This window comes from Terrabacter sp. C0L_2 (genome assembly GCF_036352015.1).
In the GTDB taxonomy this organism is placed as follows: domain Bacteria; phylum Actinomycetota; class Actinomycetes; order Actinomycetales; family Dermatophilaceae; genus Terrabacter; species Terrabacter tumescens.
Window position 1 is genome coordinate 2,882,654 of the sequence record NZ_CP143557.1, and the last position, 23,033, is coordinate 2,905,686.

Below are 23,033 nucleotides of genomic sequence, written 5' to 3' on the forward strand. Positions count from 1 at the left end.
GACGAAGACCCCACCCACGAGGAGACCCCGCGATGACCGACCCCACCCGCACGAGTGCCGCCGACGGCGACGAAGGCGCCAAGGGCGCGCAGAGCGCCGGCGCCGCGCGGGTGAGCCTCTGGGGCGGCCGTTTCGCCGGCGGTCCCGACCAGGCGCTCGCGGCCCTGTCCAAGAGCACCCACTTCGACTGGCGCCTCGCCCCGCAGGACATCGCCGGCTCGCGGGCGCACGCCCGCGTGCTGCACTCGGCCGGCCTGCTGTCCGCCGAGCACCTCACCGGGATGCTCGAGGGCCTCGACGCGCTCGAGGCCGATGTCCTCTCCGGCGCGTTCACGCCCGCAGAGGACGACGAGGACGTCCACACCGCCCTCGAGCGCGGTCTCATCGAGCGCGTCGGCACCGACCTCGGCGGCCGCCTGCGTGCCGGCCGGTCGCGCAACGACCAGGTGGCGACCCTCTTCCGGATGTACCTCCGTGAGCACGCACGCGTCGTCGGTGGCCTCGTCCTCGACGTCGTCGACGCGCTCGTGGCGCAGGCCGACCGCCACCTCGGGGTCGCGATGCCGGGACGCACCCACCTGCAGCACGCCCAGCCCGTGCTGCTCTCGCACCACCTGCTCGCGCACGCCTGGGCGCTGTTGCGCGACGTCGACCGCCTGCGTGACTGGGACGTCCGCGCCAACGCCTCGCCCTACGGCTCCGGAGCCCTCGCCGGCTCGTCGCTCGGTCTCGACCCGGAGGCCGTTGCCCACGACCTCGGCTTCGCCCACGCCGTGGAGAACTCCATCGACGGCACCGCCTCGCGCGACTTCGTCGCGGAGTTCTCGTTCGTGTCGGCGATGACCGCCGTCGACATCTCGCGGATCGCCGAGGAGGTCGTGCTCTGGGCGACCAAGGAGTTCTCCTTCGTCACGCTGCACGACTCGTACTCGACGGGGTCGAGCATCATGCCGCAGAAGAAGAACCCCGACGTCGCGGAGCTCGCGCGCGGCAAGGCGGGTCGTCTCGTCGGTGACCTCGCCGGTCTGCTGACGACGCTCAAGGCGCTGCCGCTCGCCTACAATCGTGACCTGCAGGAGGACAAGGAGCCGGTCTTCGACGCCGTCGACACGCTCGAGGTCCTCCTGCCGGCGTTCTCGGGGATGGTCGACACCCTGACGTTCAACACCGAGCGGCTCGAGTCGCTGGCGCCGCAGGGCTTCGCCCTCGCCACCGACATCGCGGAATGGCTGGTGCGACAGGGGGTTCCGTTCCGCGTCGCCCACGAGGTGGCCGGCGCGTGCGTGCGCGAGTGCGAGCCGCGGGGCATCGAGCTGTGGGACCTGACGGACGAGGACTTCGCGCGCATCAGCGAGCACCTGACGCCGGAGGTGCGTTCCGTGCTGTCCGTCGAGGGGTCCCTCGCGTCGCGCGACGCCGCCGGCGGCACGGCACCCGTCCGGGTGGCCGAGCAGCTCGCCGCAGCGCGCGGTCGCCTGTCCGACGCCCGCGCCTGGACGTCCACGACTGTCTGAGCCGACGGTTAGCGTGTCGTCGGTGAGTCCCGTCGACGCCCGGCTACCCCGAGAGTTCTTCGCCCGACCGTCCGTCGAGGTCGCGCCCGAGCTGCTCGGTCGCCACCTGTCGTTCGGCGGTGTCGTGCTGCGCCTGACCGAGCTCGAGGCGTATGCCGGCGAGGTCGATCCCGGGTCGCACGCCTACCGGGGGGAGACGCCGCGCACCCGCCCGATGTTCGGCCCTCCCGGGTTCACCTACGTCTACTTCACCTACGGGCACCACTGGTGCGTCAACCTCGTCGTCGGGCAGGAGGGTTCGGCCTCGGCGGTGCTCGTGCGTGCCGGTGAGGTCGTCGCCGGCCACGACCTCGTGCGCTCCCGCCGGGGTCCGGTGCGCGAGCGGGACTGGGCTCGTGGGCCGGGACGCCTCGGTCAGGCGCTCGCCATGACGAAGGAGCACACGGGCCGCGACTTCTGCCGGCCCCTCGTCGGGGAGCCCATCGACCTCGTCGTGTCCGAGGGTGAGCCGGTCGACCCGGGGCGCGTGCGCGTCGGGCCACGGGTGGGCGTCAGTGGTCCCGGGGGAGACGGGGAGGCGTTCCCGTGGCGCTTCTGGGTCGACGCCGACCCGAACGTGTCGGCCTACCGTCCCGGGGTCGTCCGGCGCCGCCGCACGTGACGCGCCTCCCGCGGGCCTTCTTCGCGCGGCCGGTGCTCGAGGTCGCTGCAGACCTGCTCGGACGGCACGTCCGGCACGGCGGTGTCACCGTGCGGATCACCGAGACGGAGGCGTATGCCGGTCTGGTCGACCCGGCGTCCCGCGTGCTGAGCCGGCCGACCCGGCACAACGCGCCCGTCTTCGGCCCGCCCGGTCACGCCTTCGTCTACTTCACCTACGGCCAACACTGGATGCTGTGCGTCGTGACGAGCGACGTGGGCGTCCCCGACGTCGTCCTCCTCCGGGCGGGGGAGGTCGTGGCTGGTCACGCCGTCGCGGCCGCGAGGCGGCCGGGTGTGCGCGAGAGGGACTGGTGCCGCGGCCCGGGTCGGCTGACGAGCGCCCTCGCGGTCAGCGGCTCGCTCTCGGGGGTCGACGCCTGCGCGAGCGGCTCCGAGCTCGTCCTCGAGCCCGGAGAAGCGGACCCCGGAGCCGTCGTGCGCACCGGGCCACGGGTGGGCGTCAGCGGCCCCGGCGGGGACGGGACGGCATACCCCTGGCGGTTCTGGCACGACGGCGACCCGACGGTCTCGGCGTACCGCCCGGGCGCGACCCGACGGCGCTCTCGCCCGTCGGGCTGACGCCCGGCATCCGGGACCGGCGCGGTACTCGGTGGCCCGCCCGTCACGGCATACGGCAGGCTGTGTCCGGGTGGGCAGGGAGCCCACGCTGACGAGAGGACACCGATACCCGTGACGGACATCTTCGACGAGCTGCAGTGGCGCGGCCTGGTGGCACAGTCCACCGACGAGGCGGCGCTGCGCGAAGCACTCGCTGAGGGACCCCTCACGCTGTATTGCGGGTTCGACCCGACCGCGCCCTCGCTGCACTTCGGCAACCTCGTGCAGCTCGTCGTCCTGCGGCACTTCCAGCGCGCCGGGCACCGGGTCATCTGCCTCGTCGGCGGGTCGACCGGTCTCATCGGCGACCCGAAGCCGACGTCGGAGCGCGTGCTCAAGACCAAGGAGCAGACGGCGGCGAACGTCGCGCGCATCGAGACCCTGGTGCAGCCGTTCCTCGACTTCGACGGCGACAACCCCGCGATCCTCGTCGACAACCTGGACTGGACGGCGTCGCTGACGGCCCTCGACTTCCTGCGCGAGGTCGGCAAGCACTTCCGCGTCAACCAGATGATCAAGAAGGACGCGATCGCCACCCGGCTCGAGAGCAACGAGGGCATCTCGTACACCGAGTTCAGCTACCAGCTGCTGCAGGGGTTCGACTACCTCCACCTCTACCGCGAGTACGGCTGCACCCTGCAGACCGGTGGCAGCGACCAGTGGGGCAACCTCACGGCGGGCGTGGACCTCATCCACCGCGCGGAGGGGCAGGCGGTGCACCTGCTGACGACCCCGCTGCTCACCGACGCCGCCGGCAACAAGTTCGGCAAGTCGGAGGGCAACGCCGTCTGGCTGAGCGCCGACATGACGAGCCCGTACGCCTTCTACCAGTACTTCCTCAACATCGAGGACGCCTCGGTGGTGTCGCTGCTCAAGGTCTTCACCGACCGTTCGCCCGAGGAGGTCGCCGAGCTCGAGCGGCAGGTTGCCGAGGAACCCTTCCGCCGTGCGGCCCAGAAGACCCTGGCAGCCGACATCACGACGCTCGTGCACGGGGCGGCGGCCACCGCCGCGGTCCAGGCGGCGTCGGAGGCACTGTTCGGCAAGGGCGACCTCGGAGGGCTCGACGCACAGACCCTCGGTGACGCGACGTCCGAGCTGCCGGGTGCCCAGGTGTCAGTGGGGACCTCGGTGGTGGACGCCCTCGTGGCGGTCGGCCTCGTGGACTCCCGCAACAGCGCCCGGCGGGCGATCGGCGAGGGCGGGGCGTCGCTCAACAACGTCAAGCTCACCGACCCCGAGCGCGTGCTGGGGGAGGACGACTTCCTGCACGGCACGGTCGCCGTCATCAAGCGCGGACGACGCAACCTCGCGGCGGCCCGTCGGGCGTGATTCACGCGTGGGACGGGCTCTCGGTGAGCCGATCCTGACCGCTGAAAGGGCGGATCCCGTTGAAGCGCACGGGGATCCGTCCTTTCGCGCTGTCAGGACGACCTCGAGCCGGCGCGGATTTGTGTTTGCCCGGAGGGGCGGGCTAACGTTCTCTTCGTCAGCCCGACAGGGAGGAACGGACGCCACCGCGGAGCGAGTCATCGCGAGCGAAGTTGGCCGGTCCCGGGGTTGACGAGAATGGTCTGAGGCACCTGACGGAGTCGGGTAGCCTTGGAGAGCAGGAACCGCTCGTTCCGAGCTGGTCGCCTGGGTCGCCCCGATGGGGCTGGCCGCGGGTTTGACTGGCCGGGTCGCGGCGGGTAAGTTTGAAGGGTTGCCCCGGAGGCCTCCTCGTTGAGGTGGTTGATGGTGTGTGTCCGATTCTTGAGAACTCAACAGCGTGTCAAAAATCGATGCCAATTACCTCGTCCCGAGGCTGGCTCGGAGTCATCCATGAGGGTGGTCTGGGTTGGTTTTGGTGCGAATTATCCTTTGGTTGAAACTGAATGATCAACTCTTTTTGAGCTGGTTGTTCGACTTCAGTCAGGTTTTCGAGCCCTTCATGGGTTCAAAGTTTGCTCGTCCTCTTTTCGGGGGTGGGTGTTTGAACATCAACGGAGAGTTTGATCCTGGCTCAGGACGAACGCTGGCGGCGTGCTTAACACATGCAAGTCGAACGGTGACGATCAAGCTTGCTTGGTCTGATCAGTGGCGAACGGGTGAGTAACACGTGAGTAACCTGCCCCAGACTCTGGGATAACCCCGGGAAACCGGAGCTAATACCGGATATGACACCAGTCCGCATGGGCATGGTGTGGAAAGTTTTTCGGTCTGGGATGGACTCGCGGCCTATCAGCTTGTTGGTGAGGTAGTGGCTCACCAAGGCGACGACGGGTAGCCGGCCTGAGAGGGCGACCGGCCACACTGGGACTGAGACACGGCCCAGACTCCTACGGGAGGCAGCAGTGGGGAATATTGCACAATGGGCGGAAGCCTGATGCAGCGACGCCGCGTGAGGGATGACGGCCTTCGGGTTGTAAACCTCTTTCAGCAGGGAAGAAGCGAAAGTGACGGTACCTGCAGAAGAAGCACCGGCTAACTACGTGCCAGCAGCCGCGGTAATACGTAGGGTGCGAGCGTTGTCCGGAATTATTGGGCGTAAAGAGCTTGTAGGTGGTTTGTCGCGTCTGCTGTGAAAATCCGAGGCTCAACCTCGGACTTGCAGTGGGTACGGGCAGACTAGAGTGTGGTAGGGGAGACTGGAATTCCTGGTGTAGCGGTGGAATGCGCAGATATCAGGAGGAACACCGATGGCGAAGGCAGGTCTCTGGGCCATTACTGACACTGAGAAGCGAAAGCATGGGGAGCAAACAGGATTAGATACCCTGGTAGTCCATGCCGTAAACGTTGGGAACTAGGTGTGGGTCTCATTCCACGAGATCCGTGCCGCAGCTAACGCATTAAGTTCCCCGCCTGGGGAGTACGGCCGCAAGGCTAAAACTCAAAGGAATTGACGGGGGCCCGCACAAGCGGCGGAGCATGCGGATTAATTCGATGCAACGCGAAGAACCTTACCAAGGCTTGACATACACCGGAATCACTCAGAGATGGGTGCGTCTTCGGACTGGTGTACAGGTGGTGCATGGTTGTCGTCAGCTCGTGTCGTGAGATGTTGGGTTAAGTCCCGCAACGAGCGCAACCCTCGTTCTATGTTGCCAGCACGTCATGGTGGGGACTCATAGGAGACTGCCGGGGTCAACTCGGAGGAAGGTGGGGATGACGTCAAATCATCATGCCCCTTATGTCTTGGGCTTCACGCATGCTACAATGGCCGGTACAAAGGGCTGCGAAACCGCGAGGTGGAGCGAATCCCAAAAAACCGGTCTCAGTTCGGATTGGGGTCTGCAACTCGACCCCATGAAGTCGGAGTCGCTAGTAATCGCAGATCAGCAACGCTGCGGTGAATACGTTCCCGGGCCTTGTACACACCGCCCGTCAAGTCACGAAAGTCGGTAACACCCGAAGCCGGTGGCCCAACCCTTGTGGGGGGAGCCGTCGAAGGTGGGACTGGCGATTGGGACTAAGTCGTAACAAGGTAGCCGTACCGGAAGGTGCGGCTGGATCACCTCCTTTCTAAGGAGCAGTCATTTATGGCAGCCCGGTCTGTCCCCGAGTGTGGGGCAGCGGGTGCTCAAGGGTGGAACATCGATTACTTGACACCGTCCCGGTGTCTCTCACCAGTACAAGCGGAGCTTGCTTCGCAGTGGAACGTGGGGGATGTGGGGTGCGGTGTCTGACACGTTGTTGGGTCCTGAAGGATCGGGCAACACTGCCGGCTGCTGGTTTCCAGTGGTTGTGGTGGTGGAGCCAGGTTTCTTCTGGATGTGGGCCCTGCCGAAGCTGCAGTTTGTCTGTGGTGGGTGTGGGGTGCCGGTTGTATTTTGAGAACTTCACAGTGGACGCGAGCATCTTTGTAGTGTTCAAGTTTTTAAGGGCACACGGTGGATGCCTTGGCACCAGGAACCGAAGAAGGACGTAGGAATCTGCGATAAGCCTCGGGTAGTCGATAACCAGACTGTGATCCGAGGATTTCCGAATGGGGAAACCCGGCTGGAGGCAAGTCCAGTCACCCGCACCTGAATATATAGGGTGTGTGGAGGGAACGTGGGGAAGTGAAACATCTCAGTACCCACAGGAAGAGAAAACAACATGTGATTCCGTGAGTAGTGGCGAGCGAAAGCGGATGAGGCTAAACCGGGCGTGTGTGATAGCTGTCAGGCGTTGCACGTTCGGGGTCGTGGGACCCGCCAACAGGGGCTGACACCTCTGTAGGGAGTGAGAAATCTGCGTCATAGTCGAAGAGCATTGAATGGCTCGGCATAGAGGGTGCGACCCCCGTAGACGAAATGGTGTGGACTCCCGGTGGTGTTTCCCAAGTAGCACGGGGCCCGAGAAATCCCGTGTGAATCTGGCAGGACCACCTGCTAAGCCTAAATATTCCCTGGTGACCGATAGCGGACAAGTACCGTGAGGGAAAGGTGAAAAGTACCCCGGGAGGGGAGTGAAATAGATCCTGAAACCGTGTGCCTACAATCCGTTGGAGCCTCCCGCCGTTGGGCGTGTGGGGTGACAGCGTGCCTTTTGAAGAATGAGCCTGCGAGTTAGTGCTCAGTGGCGAGGTTAACCCGTGTGGGGAAGCCGTAGCGAAAGCGAGTCCGAATAGGGCGTTTGAGTCGCTGGGTCTAGACCCGAAGCGGAGTGATCTACCCATGGCCAGGTTGAAGCGCAGGTAAGACTGCGTGGAGGACCGAACCCACTTAGGTTGAAAACTGAGGGGATGAGCTGTGGGTAGGGGTGAAAGGCCAATCAAACTCCGTGATAGCTGGTTCTCCCCGAAATGCATTTAGGTGCAGCGTCACGTGTTTCTTGCCGGAGGTAGAGCTACTGGATAGCTGATGGGCCTCACCAGGTTACTGACGTTAGCCAAACTCCGAATGCCGGTAAGTGAGAGCGTGGCAGTGAGACTGCGGGGGATAAGCTCCGTAGTCGAGAGGGAAACAGCCCAGATCACCAGCTAAGGTCCCTAAGCGTGTGCTAAGTGGGAAAGGATGTGGAGTTGCTGTGACAACCAGGAGGTTGGCTTAGAAGCAGCCACCCTTTAAAGAGTGCGTAATAGCTCACTGGTCAAGTGATTCCGCGCCGACAATGTAGCGGGGCTCAAGCACACCACCGAAGCTGTGGCATTGACATACTGCTCGGCACCAACTCCTGCGGGACTGGTGTCCAGGCGTGTTGATGGGTAGGGGAGCGTCGTGTGGCCAGGGAAGCGGCGGTGTGAACCAGCCGTGGAGGCCACACGAGTGAGAATGCAGGCATGAGTAGCGAATGACGGGCGAGAAACCCGTCCGCCGAATAACCAAGGGTTCCAGGGTCAAGCTAATCTGCCCTGGGTAAGTCGGGACCTAAGGCGAGGCCGACAGGCGTAGTCGATGGACATCCGGTTGATATTCCGGAACCGGCGAAGGACCGCCCATGATGAACCCAGTGATGCTAAGTGCCTGAAGCACGCCCACCAGCCCTTCGGGGTTACCGGGTGTGTGGAGCGCACGACCCGATCTGGTAGTAGTCAAGCGATGGAGTGACGCAGGAAGGTAGCCTCCGCGTGGCGATGGTTGTCCACGTCCAAGGGTGTAGGGCGCGATCCAGGCAAATCCGGGTCGCATGAAGCCTGAGACCTGATAGTGACCGCGAATGCGGGAAGAGGGTGATCCTATGCTGCCGAGAAAAACTTCTAGCGAGGTTCGAGCCGCCCGTACCCCAAACCGACTCAGGTGGTTAGGTAGAGAATACCAAGGCGATCGAGTGAATCGTGGTTAAGGAATTCGGCAAAATACCCCCGTAACTTCGGGAGAAGGGGGGCCCTGATCGTGACGACACAAGCTGTCTGAGCGTGATCGGCCGCAGAGACCAGGGAGAAGCGACTGTTTACTAAAAACACAGGTCCGTGCCAAGTCGCAAGACGATGTATACGGACTGACGCCTGCCCGGTGCTGGAACGTTAAGGGGACCGGTTAGCCTCACGGCGAAGCTGAGAACTTAAGCGCCAGTAAACGGCGGTGGTAACTATAACCATCCTAAGGTAGCGAAATTCCTTGTCGGGTAAGTTCCGACCTGCACGAATGGCGTAACGACTTCTCCACTGTCTCAACCACGAACTCGGCGAAATTGCACTACGAGTAAAGATGCTCGTTACGCGCAGCAGGACGGAAAGACCCCGGGACCTTTACTACAGCTTGGTATTGGTGTTCGGTACGGCTTGTGTAGGATAGGTGGGAGACTGTGAAGCCGTCACGTCAGTGATGGTGGAGTCAACGTTGAAATACCACTCTGGTCGTTCTGGATATCTAACCTCGGTCCGTGATCCGGATCAGGGACAGTGCCTGGTGGGTAGTTTAACTGGGGCGGTTGCCTCCTAAAAGGTAACGGAGGCGCCCAAAGGTTCCCTCAGCCTGGTTGGTAATCAGGTTTCGAGTGTAAGTGCACAAGGGAGCTTGACTGTGAGACAGACATGTCGAGCAGGGACGAAAGTCGGGACTAGTGATCCGGCGGTGGCTTGTGGAAGCGCCGTCGCTCAACGGATAAAAGGTACCCCGGGGATAACAGGCTGATCTTGCCCAAGAGTCCATATCGACGGCATGGTTTGGCACCTCGATGTCGGCTCGTCGCATCCTGGGGCTGGAGTAGGTCCCAAGGGTTGGGCTGTTCGCCCATTAAAGCGGTACGCGAGCTGGGTTTAGAACGTCGTGAGACAGTTCGGTCCCTATCCGCTGTGCGCGTAGGAAACTTGAGAAAGGCTGTCCCTAGTACGAGAGGACCGGGATGGACGAACCTCTGGTGTGTCAGTTGTTCTGCCAAGAGCACCGCTGATTAGCTACGTTCGGAAGTGATAACCGCTGAAAGCATCTAAGCGGGAAGCACGTTTCAAGATGAGGTTTCCAGGCCCGCGAGGGCGAGAGGCTCCCAGCTAGACTACTGGGTTGATAGGCCGGATGTGGAAGCACAGCAATGTGTGGAGCTGACCGGTACTAATAAGCCGATAACTTGACTTACAAAGATGCTACGCGTCCACTGTGCAGTTCCCGAGATACAAACGGGAACCCAAGCCCACTGATTGATATCTCCATAGAGTTTCGGCTGTCATAGCGAAGGGGAAACGCCCGGCTCCATTCCGAACCCGGAAGCTAAGCCCTTCAGCGCCGATGGTACTGCACTGGTGACGGTGTGGGAGAGTAGGACGCAGCCGGACACACTTTGTCAGAGCGCCCCGGACGGAACTTCATTGATCCGACCGGGGCGCTCTTTCTTTTTGTGCTCGAAGACCCCAGAGGTGGCGCCGACCTCGGTCGGCGCGGAAGGATGCAGAACATGAGTGACCAGGACGGCAACGACAGCCGAGGCGACCGCCGCGACCGCGACGGCGGCCAGCGAGGTCCCGCACGCAGTGGCGGTGCCGGCCGAGGTTCGGGAGCGCCGAGATCGGGTGGCCCGCGCCGCGACGACCGTGGTGGCTACCGGTCCGATGACCGTCGCTCCGGTGGTGCGAGCGACCGTGGCGGTTACCGCTCCGGTGGTGGCAGCGACCGTGGCGGCTACCGCTCGGATGACCGTCGCTCCGGCGGCGGTGGCAGTGACCGTGGTGGGTACCGCTCGGACGACCGCCGTTCCAGCGGCGGTGGCAGCGACCGCGGTGGCTACCGGTCCGATGACCGTCGCTCCGGTGGTGCGAGCGACCGTGGTGGGTACCGCTCGGACGACCGTCGCTCCGGTGGCGGCAGCAGCGATCGTGGCGGTTACCGGTCTGACGACCGCCGTTCCAGCGGCGGTGGCAGCAGTGACCGTGGCGGGTACCGGTCCGATGACCGCCGTTCCAGCGGCAGCAGCGATCGTGGCGGCTACCGTTCCGATGACCGCCGTTCCAGCGGCAGCGGTGACCGTGGTGGCTACCGTTCCGGTGGCGGCAGTGACCGTGGTGGGTACCGGTCGGACGACCGTCGCTCCAGCGGTGGCAGCAGCGACCGTGGCGGCTACCGCTCCGATGACCGCCGTTCCAGCGGCGGCAGCAGCGACCGTGGCGGCTACCGCTCCGACGACCGCCGTTCCAGCGGCGGCCGAGACGACCGTGGTCCTCGACGCTTCGAGGACCGGCCTCGTGGTGGCGCAGGCCGTCCCCACGGCGAGGACCGTCGAGGCGGCCAGCGCCTGACGCCGAAGTCCCCGCGCAAGCCGGAACCGGCCATCCGCGAGGGTGTCACCGGCCAGGAGGTCGACCGCGGCGTCAAGAACCAGCTGCGCACCCTGTCCAAGGAGAACGCCGAGGGCGTCGCGCAGCACCTCGTCATGGTGGCCGAGCTGCTCGACGTCGAGCCCGAGGCCGCCTTGGCCCACGCGGAGACCGCCGTGCGCCGCGCCGGCCGCGTGCCGGCCGCACGTGAGTCCCTGGGGCTCGTGGCCTACCGCCTCGGCGACTGGGCCCGCGCGCTCGGTGAGTTCCGCACGGTCCGGCGCCTGTCCGGGTCGAGCCACCTGCTGCCGCTCATGGTCGACTGCGAGCGCGCCCTCGGCCGCCACGACAAGGCTCTCGAGCTCGCGCAGTCGGAGGAGGCCAACAACTTGGCCATCGACGACCGCGTCGAGCTGGCGATCGTCGTGTCCGGGATCCGCCGCGACCTCGGTCAGCTCGACGCTGCTGCGGCCGGGCTCAGCGACCTCGTGAAGCGGATCAACCCGAACCGTCCCTCCGCCGCGCGTCTCTACTACGCCTACGCGGACGCCAAGCTCGCAGCCGGTGACCTCGAGGTCGCCCGCGACTGGTTCGCCCGGGCCGCGGACGCCGACCACGAGCTGACCACCGATGCGGCCGAGCGCCTCGAGGAGCTCGACGGCGTCGAGCTCACCGACCTGCTCGGTGACGAGGACGAGGACGACTACTCCGCTCAGCCCGTCGGCAACGCGGGCGAGGACGAGGACGACGACCACGACGAGCGCTGAGCGACGTACGCCGAACGGGCCTTGACCTCCACAGGTCGGGCCCGTTGTCGTCTCCGGACGTGTGCTCCGCCGTCCACGCCGCCCCGTAAGGTCGTCCTCGAGGAGGTCGCATGGACACGGTGGAGCCGCTGGAACCGCTCGTCACGGCATACGACGGCTTGGTGTGCGATCTCGACGGAGTCGTCTACCGCGGGAGTGACGCCGTCCCCGGAGCCGCCGAAGCGCTGAAGAAGCTCGTGGACCGCGGCATGCGGGTCGTGTACGCCACGAACAACGCCTCGCGCGTCCCTGCCGAGGTGGCCGCGCAGATCGCGGACGTCGGTGCGCCTGCGACGGCCTCCGACGTCGTGTCCAGCGCGCAGGCCGGGGCGGCCCGTCTCGCCGAGCAGCTCGAGCCCGGATCTGCCGTGCTCGCGCTCGGGGGCGCGGGCGCCGCAGAGGCCCTGAGGGACGCCGGTCTCGTGCCGGTCGACCCGGGCGCGGACGCCCATGAGCTCGAGGCCGTCCGAGCCGTGCTCCAGGGCTACGGCAAGCAGCTGCGGGTGAGCGACTTCGAGACCGCGGCCCGACTCCTGACGACCGGGCTGCCGTGGGTCGCGACGAACGACGACGCGACGCTGCCGCTGCCGTGGGGGCAGTCGCCAGGCAACGGCGCCTACGTGGACCTGCTGGCCAGCGCGCTGCGGCGACGCCCGCACGTCGTCGGCAAGCCGCATCCGCCGCTCTACCGGCTGGCGCTGGAGCGACTCGGGATGCCCGCGGCGCGGACCCTCGCGGTCGGTGACCGCCTGGCCACCGACATCGCCGGCGCCGAGGCGGCGGGCCTCGACTCGGCGTGGGTGCTGACCGGGGTCGACGGACCCTCCGAGCTGCTCGCGGCCGAGGCTCGCCCGACGTACGTCCTCGGCTCGCTCGACGATCTCCTGAGGCCGTATGCCGTGTCCGTCCGGGACGGGGACACCTGGCGCTGCGGGGCGGCACGGGTCACACCCGCCCACGACGGGCTGCGCATCGAGCAGGGGAGTGCGAGCGTCATCGAGGTCGTGCGCGCCGGGCTGGCTGCGCTGCTGGCCATGCGGGACGACCCTGCCGGCTCACCGGGTGAAGCAGAGAAGAGCATCGCCGTCGGCGCCGAGGCGCTCGACCGCCTGCTCGACGATGTGTGAGCGCCGACCCGGTAGCGTGACGGCAGCGGACCACTTCACGGGGCACGGAGGCAGGACATGTTTGGCGAGAGTGACGCTCGACGCGAGGACCTCGCGGCCGACGAGCCGATGACGGCGCAGGACGGCGTCGAGCAGAGCGGGCACGAGGCCACGGCAGACGACGCGGCCGGCGCTGTGCCGACACCCCCGGTGACCGGTGACGAGGCCGTGGACGAGGCCATGATGCGCCTCGCCGAGTCGCAGTCCGGCTCGTTCGCCGAGCGCATCGACGCGGGGGAGCACGCCCACCGCAGCCTGCAGAGCCGCCTCGGCGGTCTCGGTGGGGCGTGACGCGGCGCCTCGACGTCGAGCTCGTCGCGCGCGGTCTGGCCAGGTCGCGCACCCAGGCTCGTGAGCTCGTCACCGCCGGAGTCGTCCTCGTCGACGGCAAGCCGGCCGCCAAGCCTGCCCTCCCCGTCGACGACTCCTCGACCCTCGAGCTGACCCGGGAGCCGGACCGCTGGGTCGGGCGGGCAGCCCTCAAGCTGCTGCACGCGCTCGACACGTGGCCGATCTCCGTCGACGGGCGCCGCTGTCTCGACGTCGGTGCCAGCACGGGCGGCTTCACCCAGGTGCTGCTCGAGCGTGGCGCCGCCCACGTGACGGCTCTCGACGTCGGCCACGACCAGCTCGTCCACTCGATCGCCACCGACCCGCGAGTGCGCGACCTGCCGGGCACCAACATCCGCGACGTGGACGCCGCTGCGCTGGGTGGCGCCTTCGACCTCGTCGTCTCCGACCTCAGCTTCATCTCGCTCGCCATCGCCCTGCCGGCCATGCGTCCGCTCGTCACCGACGACGGCGACCTCGTCGTCCTCGTCAAGCCACAGTTCGAGGTGGGGCGCGAGCGCCTCGGCCGGACCGGCGTGGTGACCTCCCCGCACGAGCGCCGCCGCGTGCTGCGCGAGGTGGCCGCTGTCGTCGCCGACCAGGGGCTGCACCTGCACGGCGCCACGGCCAGCCCGATCGCCGGGGGCGACGGCAACCGCGAGTTCCTCTTCTGGCTGGCGCCGCGACCGGTCCCCGGGGCACCGGCGACGGCGGTGGATGACATGCTGGGGGCCATCGACCTGGAAGGAGCCTCGTGACTCGCCGGATCCTGCTCGTGGCCCACCCGCGGCGCCCCGAGGCGCTGACGGTCGCCAAAGGCGTCGTCGAGCGCCTGACCCACCTCGGCATCGACGTGTCGTTGCAGGCCGACGAGGCCAAGGCGCTCGACCTCAAGGACAGCTCCCGCGTGCACATCTCCTCCGCCGAGGAGCAGGCGGCCGAGGGATGCGACCTCGTCGTGGTCCTCGGTGGTGACGGCACGATCCTGCGCGGCGCCGAGTTCGCCCGCAGCGTCGACGTGCCCCTGCTCGGGGTCAACCTCGGGCACGTCGGCTTCCTCGCCGAGGCCGAGCGCGACGACCTCGACGCCACCGTCGAGCACATCGCCCGCAACAACTACGCCGTCGAGGAGCGCATGACGCTCCACGTCGACGCCAAGCTGCACGGCGACCTCATCGCGAGCAGCTGGGCGCTCAACGAGGTGAGCGTCGAGAAGGCCTCACGCGAGCGCATGCTCGAGGTCACCATCGAGGTCGACGGCAGGCCCCTGTCGAGCTGGGGGTGCGACGGCGTCATCGTGTCGACGCCCACCGGGTCCACGGCCTACGCCTTCTCGGCCGGTGGCCCCGTCGTCTGGCCCCAGGTCGAGGCGATCCTGCTCGTCCCCAGCGCCGCGCACGCCCTCTTCGCCCGGCCCCTCGTGCTCGGGCCCGACACGCACCTCGCCGTCGAGATCAAGGCGGCCACCGAGGGCGCGGGCGTCATGTGGTGCGACGGACGGCGCCACGTCGACCTCCCGCCGGGGGCGCGCATCGAGGTACGCCGCGGGCTGCGGCCGCTGCGCCTCGCCCGCCTGACGAGCGCCCCGTTCACCGACCGTCTCGTCGCCAAGTTCGACCTGTCCGTCGCCGGGTGGCGCGGCAACGGCGACGGCGTCGCACCCGTGGACGCCACCGAAGCCGTGGACGGAGCGGTCGGCACACCCGCCCTGGACGCCCCTGGTGCCAACGACCCCGCGCTCGACCCCGCGGACGACGTCGACGGCGGCGTGGGTGCCCGGCCCTAAGGTGGTCCCGTGTTCAGCCAGATGAGGATCCGCGGGGTCGGGGTCATCGACGACGCCGTCCTCGACCTGAGCCCCGGTCTCAACGTGCTCACGGGCGAGACCGGGGCTGGCAAGACCATGGTCGTCTCGGGCCTGGGCCTGCTCCTCGGTGAGCGCGCCGACTCCGGGCTCGTGCGCACCGGGGCGTCCTCCGCCCTCGTCGAGGGGGTCGTCCAGCTGCCGCTCGACCACCCGGCGCTCGTCCGGGCCGACGAGGCCGGCGCCGACCACGAGGACGGCGAGCTCGTCATCGCGCGCACCATCGCCGCGGCCGGACGTTCGCGCGCCCATGTCGGTGGCCGCACCGCTCCCGTCTCGGTGCTGGCCGAGCTCGGGCAGCTGCTCGTGGCCGTGCACGGCCAGGCCGACCAGTGGCGGCTCAAGCAGGGTGACGCCCACCGAGCCGTCCTCGACGACTTCGGTGGCCCCGAGCTCACCGTCCTGCGCGACCGGGTGGCAGAGCTGCACGACCGGTGGCGCGACTCCGCCCGCGAGCACGCCCAGCTCGTCTCCGAGGCGCGCGAACGCGCCCGCGAGATCGACTCGCTGACGGCCTCGCTCGAGGAGATCGAGGCCGTCGACCCCCAGCCCGGTGAGGACGTGGCGCTGCGCGCCGAGGACGAGCGCCTGGCCCACGCCGACACGCTTCGGCTCGCGGCCGCCCAGGCACTGGCCGACCTCAGCGGGGACGAGTACGCCGCCGAGCCCGCTCCCAACGTGCGCGACCTCATCGGTGCGGCCCGGGGGGCGCTGGCGCCCGCGACCGCCCACGACCAGGCCCTGGCCGGGCTCGACGAGCGTCTGCACGAGGTGGGCACCCTCGTCACGGACCTCTCCGCCGACCTCACGGCATACCTCCAGGACGTCGACCTCGACCCCGAGCGACTCGGCTACGTCCAGGAGCGCCGGGCCACGCTCGGCGTGCTGACGCGCAAGTACGGCGAGACCGTCGACGAGGTGCTCGAGTGGTCCGGCCGCGGCGCGGCCCGTCTCGACGAGCTCGTGACCGCCGACGACCGGGTCGAGCGCCTCGGCGCCGAGGTGGCCGAGCTCGAGGCCGCCGTCGTGGCCGCGGCGCTCGCGCTGTCCGACGCCCGGCGCGCAGCCGGTGAGGACTTCGGTGTCCGGGTGTCCGAGGAGCTGGCGCACCTGGCCATGGGCAAGGCGGTCGTCCACGTCGAGCTCGGCCGCCGGGCCGACCCCGACGGTGTCGAGCTGCCCGACGGACAGCGGGTCCGGCTCTCGCGGCACGGCATCGACGACGTCGAGATCCTGCTCGCGGCCAACCCCGGCGCCACGCCGCGCAGCGTGGCCCGCGCGGCATCCGGCGGTGAGCTCTCCCGCGTCATGCTCGCGCTCGAGGTCGTGGGCTCACGCAGTCCCTCCGGCGAGGCGGCCTCCGGGCCGCCCACCTTCGTCTTCGACGAGGTCGACGCCGGCGTCGGTGGCCGCGCGGCGCTCGACGTCGGGGCCCGGCTCGCGGCACTCGCCGAGCACGCGCAGGTCATCGTCGTCACCCACCTCGCGCAGGTCGCGGCGTTCGCCGACCGTCACCTCGTCGTGCACAAGGCCGACGACGGGCGCATCACCTCGAGCAGCGTCTCGGTCGTCGAGGGGGACGCCCGGCTGCGCGAGCTCTCTCGGATGATGGGCGGGGACCCCGACTCCGAGGCCGGACTCGCCCACGCGGGTGACCTGCTCGAGCAGACCGGCGGCGCCCGGATCGGGCAGCGATAGACCCGGGCCGCTCGTCCCCGGGTGCCGCCCGCGCGTGCCACGGACCGATGGGTTCGCTGGAGCGCCGACGTGGCACGATTGAGGCCATCATGGCCCTCCCCATCCGACGCCGTCCCCGTGCGCGGGACTCCGGTCCCGGCGTCACCGGCATCGCGCGCGTCGACCGTCGGACCAAGACGCTGACCAAGCGCCTGCAGCCCGGCGACGTCGCCGTCATCGACCACGAGGACATCGACAAGGTCAGCGCCGACGCGCTCGTCTCCGCGCGCCCGGCCGCCGTGGTCAACGCCGCCGCGTCCATCAGCGGCCGCTACCCGAACCTCGGCCCGCAGATCCTCGTCGAGGCCGGCATCCCGGTCCTGGACGCGGCCGGCCCGGAGGTCATGACGCTCACGGACGGGCAGCCCGTGCGGCTCGACGGCGCCGACCTGTGGTCGGGCGAGAGCAAGGTGGCCACCGGCACGTTGCTCGACGCCGAGTCCGTGCAGAACCAGATGCACGAGGCGCGAGCCGGTCTCGCGGTGCAGATCGAGGCCTTCGCGACCAACACGATGGAGTTCATCCGCAAGGAGCGCGACCTGCTCCTCGACGGCATCGGCGTGCCCCCGATCACGACCGAGATCGACGGTCGGCACTGCCTCATCGTCGTGCGCGGCTACCACTACCGCGAGGACCTCGAGGCGCTGCGGCCCTACATCCGCGAGTACCGCCCCATCCTCATCGGCGTCGACGGCGGCGCGGACGCGATCCTCGAGTCGGGGCACAAGCCCGATCTCGTCGTCGGCGACATGGACTCGGTGTCCGACAAGGCCCTGCGGTGCGGCGCCGAGATCGTCGTGCACGCCTACCGTGACGGGCGCGCGCCGGGGCTCGCCCGGGTCGAGGCGCTCGGCATCACCCCGGTCGTCTTCCCCGCGGCCGGCACGAGCGAGGACGTCGCGATGCTGCTCGCCGACGACTCCGGCGCCGAGCTCATCGTCGCCGTCGGCACGCACGTCACCCTCGTGGAGTTCCTCGACAAGGGTCGTGACGGCCAGGCCTCCACCTTCCTCACGCGCCTGCGGGTCGGCGGCAAGCTCGTCGACGCCAAGGGCGTCAGCCAGCTCTACCGCGCGCGGATCCCGGGGCGCCTGCTCGTGACGATGCTCCTCGTGGGCATGCTGGCCTTCTTCGCCGCGCTGGCGTCGACCCCCGCCGGCCAGGCGTGGCTGCAGGTGCTCGCCGCGCGATGGGACGACCTCTGGACCGCCGTCGTAGGGATCTTCACGTGATCGACTTCCGCTACCACCTCGTCTCGATCATCTCGGTGTTCCTTGCGCTCGCCGTCGGAATCGTCCTCGGGGCGGGCCCGCTGCAGGCCAACCTCGGTGACCAGCTGAGCGACCAGGTCGCGGCCCTGCGCACCGAGAAGCAGGGGCTCAACGACAAGCTGACGGTCAGCGAGAAGCAGGTCGACGCCTCAAACGAGTACGCCACGGCCGTCCAGCAGCGCGTCGTGCGCGGCCGGCTGACGGGCCACCGCGCCGTCGTCGTCGTCATGCCGTCCGCCGACGGCACGATGGTGAGCAACCTCGAGACCGTCGTGACGCAGAGCGGGGGAGCGCTCGCCTCGACCGTGACGCTCAGCCCCGACTGGTTCGACCCCAGCCAGGCCGCCGACCGGGCGCAGGCAGCCCGTGACGCCGCAGCCGCGCTCGGGCTCGGCTCCACCGCCACGGGCGACGCGCTGCTGCTCGAGGTCCTCACCGACCTCATGGTCTCCACGACCCCGACCGGCACGTCGGCGCAGCGCTCCGCCGCGCTCAAGGTGCTCGTCGACGCCAGCCTGCTCGACAGCACCGTGGCCGACCTCGCACCGTCGGACCTCGCGATCGTGGTCTCCGGCGACTACGCCGGCACCGAGTCGGTCGTGACGGCGCGCTCCGACGCCGTCCGTGCGCTCGTCACGGCGTTCGCCGGCAAGTCACGGGCCACCGTCGTCGCCGGAGGTGAGACGCTCGCCGCCGCCGGGCAGGCCGTCACCTCCAACGCGGTGCAGGCCGTCCGGGAGAAGTCCGAGACCGCCCAGATCGTCTCCACCGTGGACCATGCGCGGGAGGGCGACGGCCCGGCGACGGTCGTGCTCGCGATCGAGGGCTCCCTCGACGAGAAGATCGGTCACTACGGCGTCTCGGCGGGCGCGACCGCCAAGGTCCCGCGGGTGCTTCCGTGACCTCGAGCCCTCCACCGGCGCTGCCCCCTGCCCACACCCGTGCCAGGCCCCGGACCCAGGCGTCGGCCTCGGCGTCCGTCGCGTCGCTCGTCGCGGCCGCGGCGACCTCTTGGACGCTGCTCCGGGCCGGGCGACGGCTCCCGTCCCGCCTCCGCGAGCCCTGGGAGCGCACCAACCACGCCGGAGCCACCGTCACGCTCCTCGAGGGACCGGCCTGGGTGGGCGGCGCCGTGGCTGGCGCTGTCGCCGGTGCGGCCGCCCGTGCCGCCGCCGGAACCCTGGGCCCGCGCCGGGCGGAGGGACCGGGGCGACCTGCCGTCGCGACCGCGGTCGTCGCTCTCGCGGCCGGAGCGCTCGGGGCGCTCGACGACCTCGCCGGCGGAACGGCCGACAAGGGCCTCAAGGGGCACCTGACGGCGCTCGCCCGCGGCGAGGTCACGACCGGCGCGCTGAAGATCGTCGGCCTCGGTGCCACCGGTCTCGTCGGCGCGATGGTCGTCGACTCGGGCTCGCACCCTGCGGCGAGCCGCCAGGGGCGGTCGAGGGCCGTCGGCGTCCTGTCGACGCTCGTCGGCGGCGCGGTCGTCGCGGGGGCGGCCAACGCGATCAACCTCTTCGACCTGCGACCGGGACGCGCCCTCAAGGTCACGGTCGCCGCGGGCCTGCCGATGGTCGGCACGGCAGGCGGGCTCGGCGTGGCTGCCTGCGCGGCCGTCGGGTCCTCCCTCGGCGTCCTCCGTGACGACCTGGCGGCGGGCTCGATGCTCGGCGACACCGGGGCCAACGCCGCCGGCGCCCTCGTGGGGCTCGCCCTCGTCGAGCGCACCGGTCTGGTCGGCCGGGCCGTCGCCCTGACGGCACTGGCAGCACTGACCCTCGCCTCCGAGCGTGTCAGCTTCACGAAGGTCATCGAGGCCAACCCGGTGCTGCGACGCCTCGACGAGTGGGGCCGGGGGCGCCCATGAGTGACCCCGACGCCGGCACTGACGCCGGCCCCGACTCCGGCCCCGACTCCGACACCCACCCCGACTCCCACACCCACCCCGACTCCGAAGCTGCGAGCCGTCCGGCCCCGCGCCGCTCCGTCCCGCACCGCGGTCTGTTCGCCGCGGCGGGCACCATCGCCGTCATCACGCTCGTCGCCCGCGTCGTCGGCTTCGGGCGCTGGTTCGTCTTCTCGCACTCCGTCGGCGCCACGTGCGTCGGCAGCGTCTACCAGTCGGTCAACGCCGTGCCCAACGTGCTCTTCGAGATCGCGGCCGGGGGAGTGCTGGCCGCCGTGGCCGTGCCGCTCGTCGCCGGCGCGCTCGCGCGGGGCGACCGCGACGGCGCCGACGCGACCGCCTCGGCGCTGCTCACGTGGGCGGGCGTCGTCCTCCTGCCGCTCGGCGTCGTCGTGGCGCTCGCCGCCGAGCCGATCGCCGGCGCCCTGCTCGGCACGGGCTGCGCGGGGGAGGTGGCCCTCGGGGCCGAGCTGCTGAGGATCTTCGCCATCCAGGTGCCGCTCTACGGCGTCGCGATCGTCCTGGCCGGCGTGCTCCAGGCACACCACCGCTTCGTCGGCGCGGCGCTCGCCCCGCTGCTCTCGAGCGTCGTCGTCATCGCGACCTACCTCGCCTACCGCGCTCTCGTCCTCGACCCGGCGGCTCCCGTCGACGAGGTCTCGCCCACCGCGCTCGTCGTGCTCGGAGTCGGGACCACGCTGGGCGTCGTGGCCCTCGCGCTGCCGCTGCTCGTGCCGGTGCGCCGCAGCGGGGTGCGGCTGCGTCCCCGCCTCCGCTTCCCCGACGGGGTCGGGAGCCGGGTGCGGGTGCTGGCCGCGTCGGGACTGCTCGCGGTCGCCGGCCAGCAGGTCGCCACCCTCGTCGTGATCCGCCTCGCCAACGACCGCGGAGGCGCCGGCACGCTCAACGTCTACACGTATGCCCAGGCGGTGACCCTGCTGCCGTATGCCGTCCTGGCCGTCCCGCTCGCGACCGCCGCGTTCCCGTCGCTGGCCGGCGCCCACGCCGCTCGCGCCGGTGATGTCGACGCGCGGGCAGACACGCACGGAGGGTCCGCCGGGACCACCACCCGGCCGGTGGGCAGCGAAGGGCAGAGCCGTCACCGGGGGGAGCCGGCGCGGGACCTCGCAGCCGCGACGCTTCGCCGGGCCTGGCTCGCGACCCTCGTCGTGACGCTCCTCGGCGCGGCGACCCTCGTCGCGGTCGCAGTCCCGGTCGGGGCGTTCTTCAGCGCCCTCGACGTCGGCTCCGCCTCCGATGCCTCGCTCGAGACGCTGGTCGCGATGGGTGACGCGGTGACGCTCTTCGCCCCGTCGGTCGTCGCTCTCGGCATCATCGGTCTGCTGTCCCGGGCGTCCTACGTGCGCGGGTCGCCCCTCGTGGCAGGCGCCATCGCGGCAGCGGGCTGGCTCACCACCGTCGTGCTGCCGCTCGTCGTGCTCGACCCGTCGGGTGCCGGCGGCCCGGACACCCTGCGCGCGCTCGCCGGCGGGTCGAGCGCCGGTCTCGTCGTCGGGGCGGTGCTGCTCGTCGTGCTCGTCGGCCGCACCTGGGGCTGGCACGCGCTCTCGCTCCCGGCGCGACCGCTCGTGGCCGCTCTCGTCGGGTCCGCAGCCGGGGCCCTGGCCGGTCGCGGTGTCGCCTCGTGGCTGTCCATCCACGGGTTCGGGCAGTCGCTCGGCTCCAGCGTCGCCGTCGGGGTCGGTGTCGGCGTGCTGGCCGTCCTCGTCATGGTGGGGGTGACCGTCGCCATCGACCCGAGCGCCCTGACGCGCGTGCGACGCCGGCGCCCGGACCCCGAGACGGCGGACGTGGTCGCATGAGGGTGCTCATGGTGCTCGGTCACGCCACCGGGGGAGTCGGCGCGCACGTCGACACCCTCGTCACGGGCCTGCGCCGGCTCGGCCACGACGTGCAGGTCGTCACGGCGGACTCCACGGCCCGCGCCTTCGGCTGGGCCGACGCCCACCGGCTGTGGCCCGTGCACGCCGGTGCACGCGCTCCGCGTGGGCTGGTGGACTGGCACCGGGTCATGCGCCTCGCCGGCACCGTCGACGTCGTCCACGCGCACGGTCACCAGGCCGCCGTCGTCGCCGCCGTCGCCGTCGCCCGCGCGCGTCCACGGCCCCGACTCGTCGTCTCCCTGCACAACGACCTGCCGCCCACCCCGTCGTCGCCGGCCGCCCGCGGTCAGGCCGCTGTGTCGCGGCGCCTGCTCGGCTGGTGCCTGCGGCGCGCCGACCTCGTCACGGGGGCGAGCTCGGACCTCGTGGACCTCGCGGTGTCGCTCGGGGCCCGTCGCGCCGAGCTGGCCCTCGTGCCGTCCGCGGCAGTGCCCCGGCTGTTGCGGGCCGATCGCCTGGCCCCCGACGAGCGGGAGTCGCTCCTCGCCGGCGCCGGCCTGCCGACCGACCGGCCCCTCGTGCTCACCGTCTCGCGCATCGCGCCCCAGAAGGACCTGCCGACCCTCGTGCGGGCTGCCCGGCTCTCCCGGGTCCCCGCGACCTGGGCGGTCGTCGGCGACGGCGACGAGCGGCTCCGCGCCCACCTCGAGCACGAGGCGGACGGCATACGCCCTCTCGAGGGGGGAGGCCCCGTCGTCCGGTTCGTCGGAGCCCGCTCGGACGTGCAGAACTGGCTCCGGGCTGCGGACGTGTTCGTCCTGACGAGTCGCTGGGAGGCCCGCGCGCTCGTCGTCCAGGAGGCGATGGCGGCGGGTCTGCCGGTCGTGGTCACCCGCTCCGGGGGCCTGCCCGGCCTCGTCGGTGACGCGGGTTCGCTTGTCGCCGTGGGAGATCCGTCAGCAGTGGCCAGCGAGGTCGACCGCCTCCTCGGGGACCCCGACGCGCGGGCCCGGACGGGGGCTGCCGCGCGTGCCGTCGCGGCCCGATGGCCCACCGTCGACGACGAGACGCGCCGGTGGGTGGACCGCTACGCCACGGACGCCCTCGGGATGACGTAGACTCG

Annotated in this window: 16 protein-coding genes and 3 rRNA genes; 18 read left to right on the plus strand and 1 reads right to left on the minus strand. The window is 69.6% G+C overall.

What is annotated here, in order from left to right:
- Nucleotides 1-32: 32 nt before the first annotated feature.
- From argH to rrf, 7 genes are all read left to right on the plus strand, one after another.
- Nucleotides 33-1,514: an argininosuccinate lyase gene (gene argH, locus U5C87_RS13165; RefSeq protein WP_330473012.1), complete on the plus strand. Its 1,482-nt coding sequence runs from the start codon at nucleotides 33-35 to the stop codon at nucleotides 1,512-1,514.
- 22 nt (nucleotides 1,515-1,536) lie between these two features.
- Complete coding sequence (locus U5C87_RS13170; RefSeq protein WP_330473013.1) at nucleotides 1,537-2,175, plus strand: DNA-3-methyladenine glycosylase; 639 nt, start codon at nucleotides 1,537-1,539, stop codon at nucleotides 2,173-2,175.
- The gene (locus U5C87_RS13175) at nucleotides 2,172-2,795 is read left to right on the plus strand and encodes a DNA-3-methyladenine glycosylase (RefSeq protein ID WP_330473014.1); all 624 of its coding nucleotides are present in this window, start codon (nucleotides 2,172-2,174) and stop codon (nucleotides 2,793-2,795) included. The genes U5C87_RS13170 and U5C87_RS13175 overlap by 4 nt, the downstream gene beginning before the upstream one ends.
- A gap of 111 nt (nucleotides 2,796-2,906) precedes the next feature.
- Nucleotides 2,907-4,166, plus strand: coding sequence for a tyrosine--tRNA ligase (gene tyrS / locus U5C87_RS13180; RefSeq protein WP_330473015.1), 1,260 nt, complete (start codon nucleotides 2,907-2,909; stop codon nucleotides 4,164-4,166).
- A 650-nt stretch (nucleotides 4,167-4,816) separates the two neighbouring features.
- Nucleotides 4,817-6,338 (plus strand): 16S ribosomal RNA (locus tag U5C87_RS13185).
- Nucleotides 6,339-6,683: 345 nt separating this feature from the next.
- A 23S ribosomal RNA gene (locus U5C87_RS13190) occupies nucleotides 6,684-9,814 on the plus strand.
- A gap of 80 nt (nucleotides 9,815-9,894) precedes the next feature.
- Nucleotides 9,895-10,011 (plus strand): 5S ribosomal RNA (gene rrf, locus U5C87_RS13195).
- Together the 16S, 23S and 5S rRNA genes form the textbook arrangement of a ribosomal RNA operon.
- An 8-nt stretch (nucleotides 10,012-10,019) precedes the next feature.
- On the opposite strand, the gene U5C87_RS13200 is transcribed toward rrf, so the two are convergent.
- Entirely contained in the window at nucleotides 10,020-11,096 is a 1,077-nt protein-coding gene (locus tag U5C87_RS13200) for a hypothetical protein (RefSeq protein WP_330473016.1), read from the minus strand.
- Nucleotides 11,097-11,102: 6 nt separating this feature from the next.
- Between U5C87_RS13200 and U5C87_RS13205 the strand changes: the two genes are divergently transcribed.
- The 11 genes from U5C87_RS13205 (at nucleotide 11,103) to U5C87_RS13255 (ending at nucleotide 23,028) form a co-directional block, all read left to right on the plus strand.
- Nucleotides 11,103-11,753 (plus strand): tetratricopeptide repeat protein, encoded by a 651-nt coding sequence (locus U5C87_RS13205; RefSeq protein WP_330473017.1) that lies wholly within the window; start codon nucleotides 11,103-11,105, stop codon nucleotides 11,751-11,753.
- Nucleotides 11,754-11,863: 110 nt separating this feature from the next.
- Nucleotides 11,864-12,919 carry an HAD-IIA family hydrolase gene (locus tag U5C87_RS13210; RefSeq protein WP_330473018.1) on the plus strand — a complete coding sequence of 352 codons (1,056 nt, stop codon included), beginning with the start codon at nucleotides 11,864-11,866 and terminating at the stop codon, nucleotides 12,917-12,919.
- Nucleotides 12,920-12,976: 57 nt separating this feature from the next.
- The gene (locus tag U5C87_RS13215; protein WP_330473019.1) at nucleotides 12,977-13,249 is read left to right on the plus strand and encodes a hypothetical protein; all 273 of its coding nucleotides are present in this window, start codon (nucleotides 12,977-12,979) and stop codon (nucleotides 13,247-13,249) included.
- Nucleotides 13,246-14,046: a TlyA family RNA methyltransferase gene (locus U5C87_RS13220; RefSeq protein WP_330473020.1), complete on the plus strand. Its 801-nt coding sequence runs from the start codon at nucleotides 13,246-13,248 to the stop codon at nucleotides 14,044-14,046. Before U5C87_RS13215 ends, U5C87_RS13220 begins: the two co-directional genes overlap by 4 nt.
- Nucleotides 14,043-15,074: an NAD kinase gene (locus U5C87_RS13225; protein ID WP_330473021.1), complete on the plus strand. Its 1,032-nt coding sequence runs from the start codon at nucleotides 14,043-14,045 to the stop codon at nucleotides 15,072-15,074. Before U5C87_RS13220 ends, U5C87_RS13225 begins: the two co-directional genes overlap by 4 nt.
- A 9-nt stretch (nucleotides 15,075-15,083) precedes the next feature.
- Nucleotides 15,084-16,850, plus strand: a complete 1,767-nt coding sequence (recN, locus tag U5C87_RS13230; protein WP_330473022.1) for a DNA repair protein RecN — start codon at nucleotides 15,084-15,086, stop codon at nucleotides 16,848-16,850.
- 89 nt (nucleotides 16,851-16,939) lie between these two features.
- Complete coding sequence (gene steA, locus U5C87_RS13235; protein ID WP_330473023.1) at nucleotides 16,940-18,121, plus strand: putative cytokinetic ring protein SteA; 1,182 nt, start codon at nucleotides 16,940-16,942, stop codon at nucleotides 18,119-18,121.
- Nucleotides 18,118-19,062 carry a copper transporter gene (locus tag U5C87_RS13240; RefSeq protein ID WP_330473024.1) on the plus strand — a complete coding sequence of 315 codons (945 nt, stop codon included), beginning with the start codon at nucleotides 18,118-18,120 and terminating at the stop codon, nucleotides 19,060-19,062. Before steA ends, U5C87_RS13240 begins: the two co-directional genes overlap by 4 nt.
- Nucleotides 19,059-20,027 (plus strand): hypothetical protein, encoded by a 969-nt coding sequence (locus U5C87_RS13245; protein WP_330473025.1) that lies wholly within the window; start codon nucleotides 19,059-19,061, stop codon nucleotides 20,025-20,027. The genes U5C87_RS13240 and U5C87_RS13245 overlap by 4 nt, the downstream gene beginning before the upstream one ends.
- On the plus strand, nucleotides 20,024-21,889 hold the full coding sequence (gene murJ, locus U5C87_RS13250) for a murein biosynthesis integral membrane protein MurJ (RefSeq protein WP_330473026.1): 1,866 nt from the start codon (nucleotides 20,024-20,026) through the stop codon (nucleotides 21,887-21,889). Before U5C87_RS13245 ends, murJ begins: the two co-directional genes overlap by 4 nt.
- A complete protein-coding gene (locus tag U5C87_RS13255; protein WP_330473027.1) occupies nucleotides 21,886-23,028 on the plus strand; it encodes a glycosyltransferase family 4 protein in 1,143 nt (380 codons plus the stop codon). The genes murJ and U5C87_RS13255 overlap by 4 nt, the downstream gene beginning before the upstream one ends.
- Nucleotides 23,029-23,033 lie beyond the last annotated feature (5 nt).

Coding starts and splice junctions, on each gene's coding strand:
- murJ (WP_330473026.1), top strand. CDS start 20,024: ATGAGTGACCCCGACGCCGGCACTGACGCCGGCCCCGACTCCGGCCCC.
- U5C87_RS13205 (WP_330473017.1), top strand. CDS start 11,103: ATGGTGGCCGAGCTGCTCGACGTCGAGCCCGAGGCCGCCTTGGCCCAC.
- argH (WP_330473012.1), top strand. CDS start 33: ATGACCGACCCCACCCGCACGAGTGCCGCCGACGGCGACGAAGGCGCC.
- steA (WP_330473023.1), top strand. CDS start 16,940: ATGGCCCTCCCCATCCGACGCCGTCCCCGTGCGCGGGACTCCGGTCCC.
- U5C87_RS13255 (WP_330473027.1), top strand. CDS start 21,886: ATGAGGGTGCTCATGGTGCTCGGTCACGCCACCGGGGGAGTCGGCGCG.
- U5C87_RS13210 (WP_330473018.1), top strand. CDS start 11,864: ATGGACACGGTGGAGCCGCTGGAACCGCTCGTCACGGCATACGACGGC.
- U5C87_RS13215 (WP_330473019.1), top strand. CDS start 12,977: ATGTTTGGCGAGAGTGACGCTCGACGCGAGGACCTCGCGGCCGACGAG.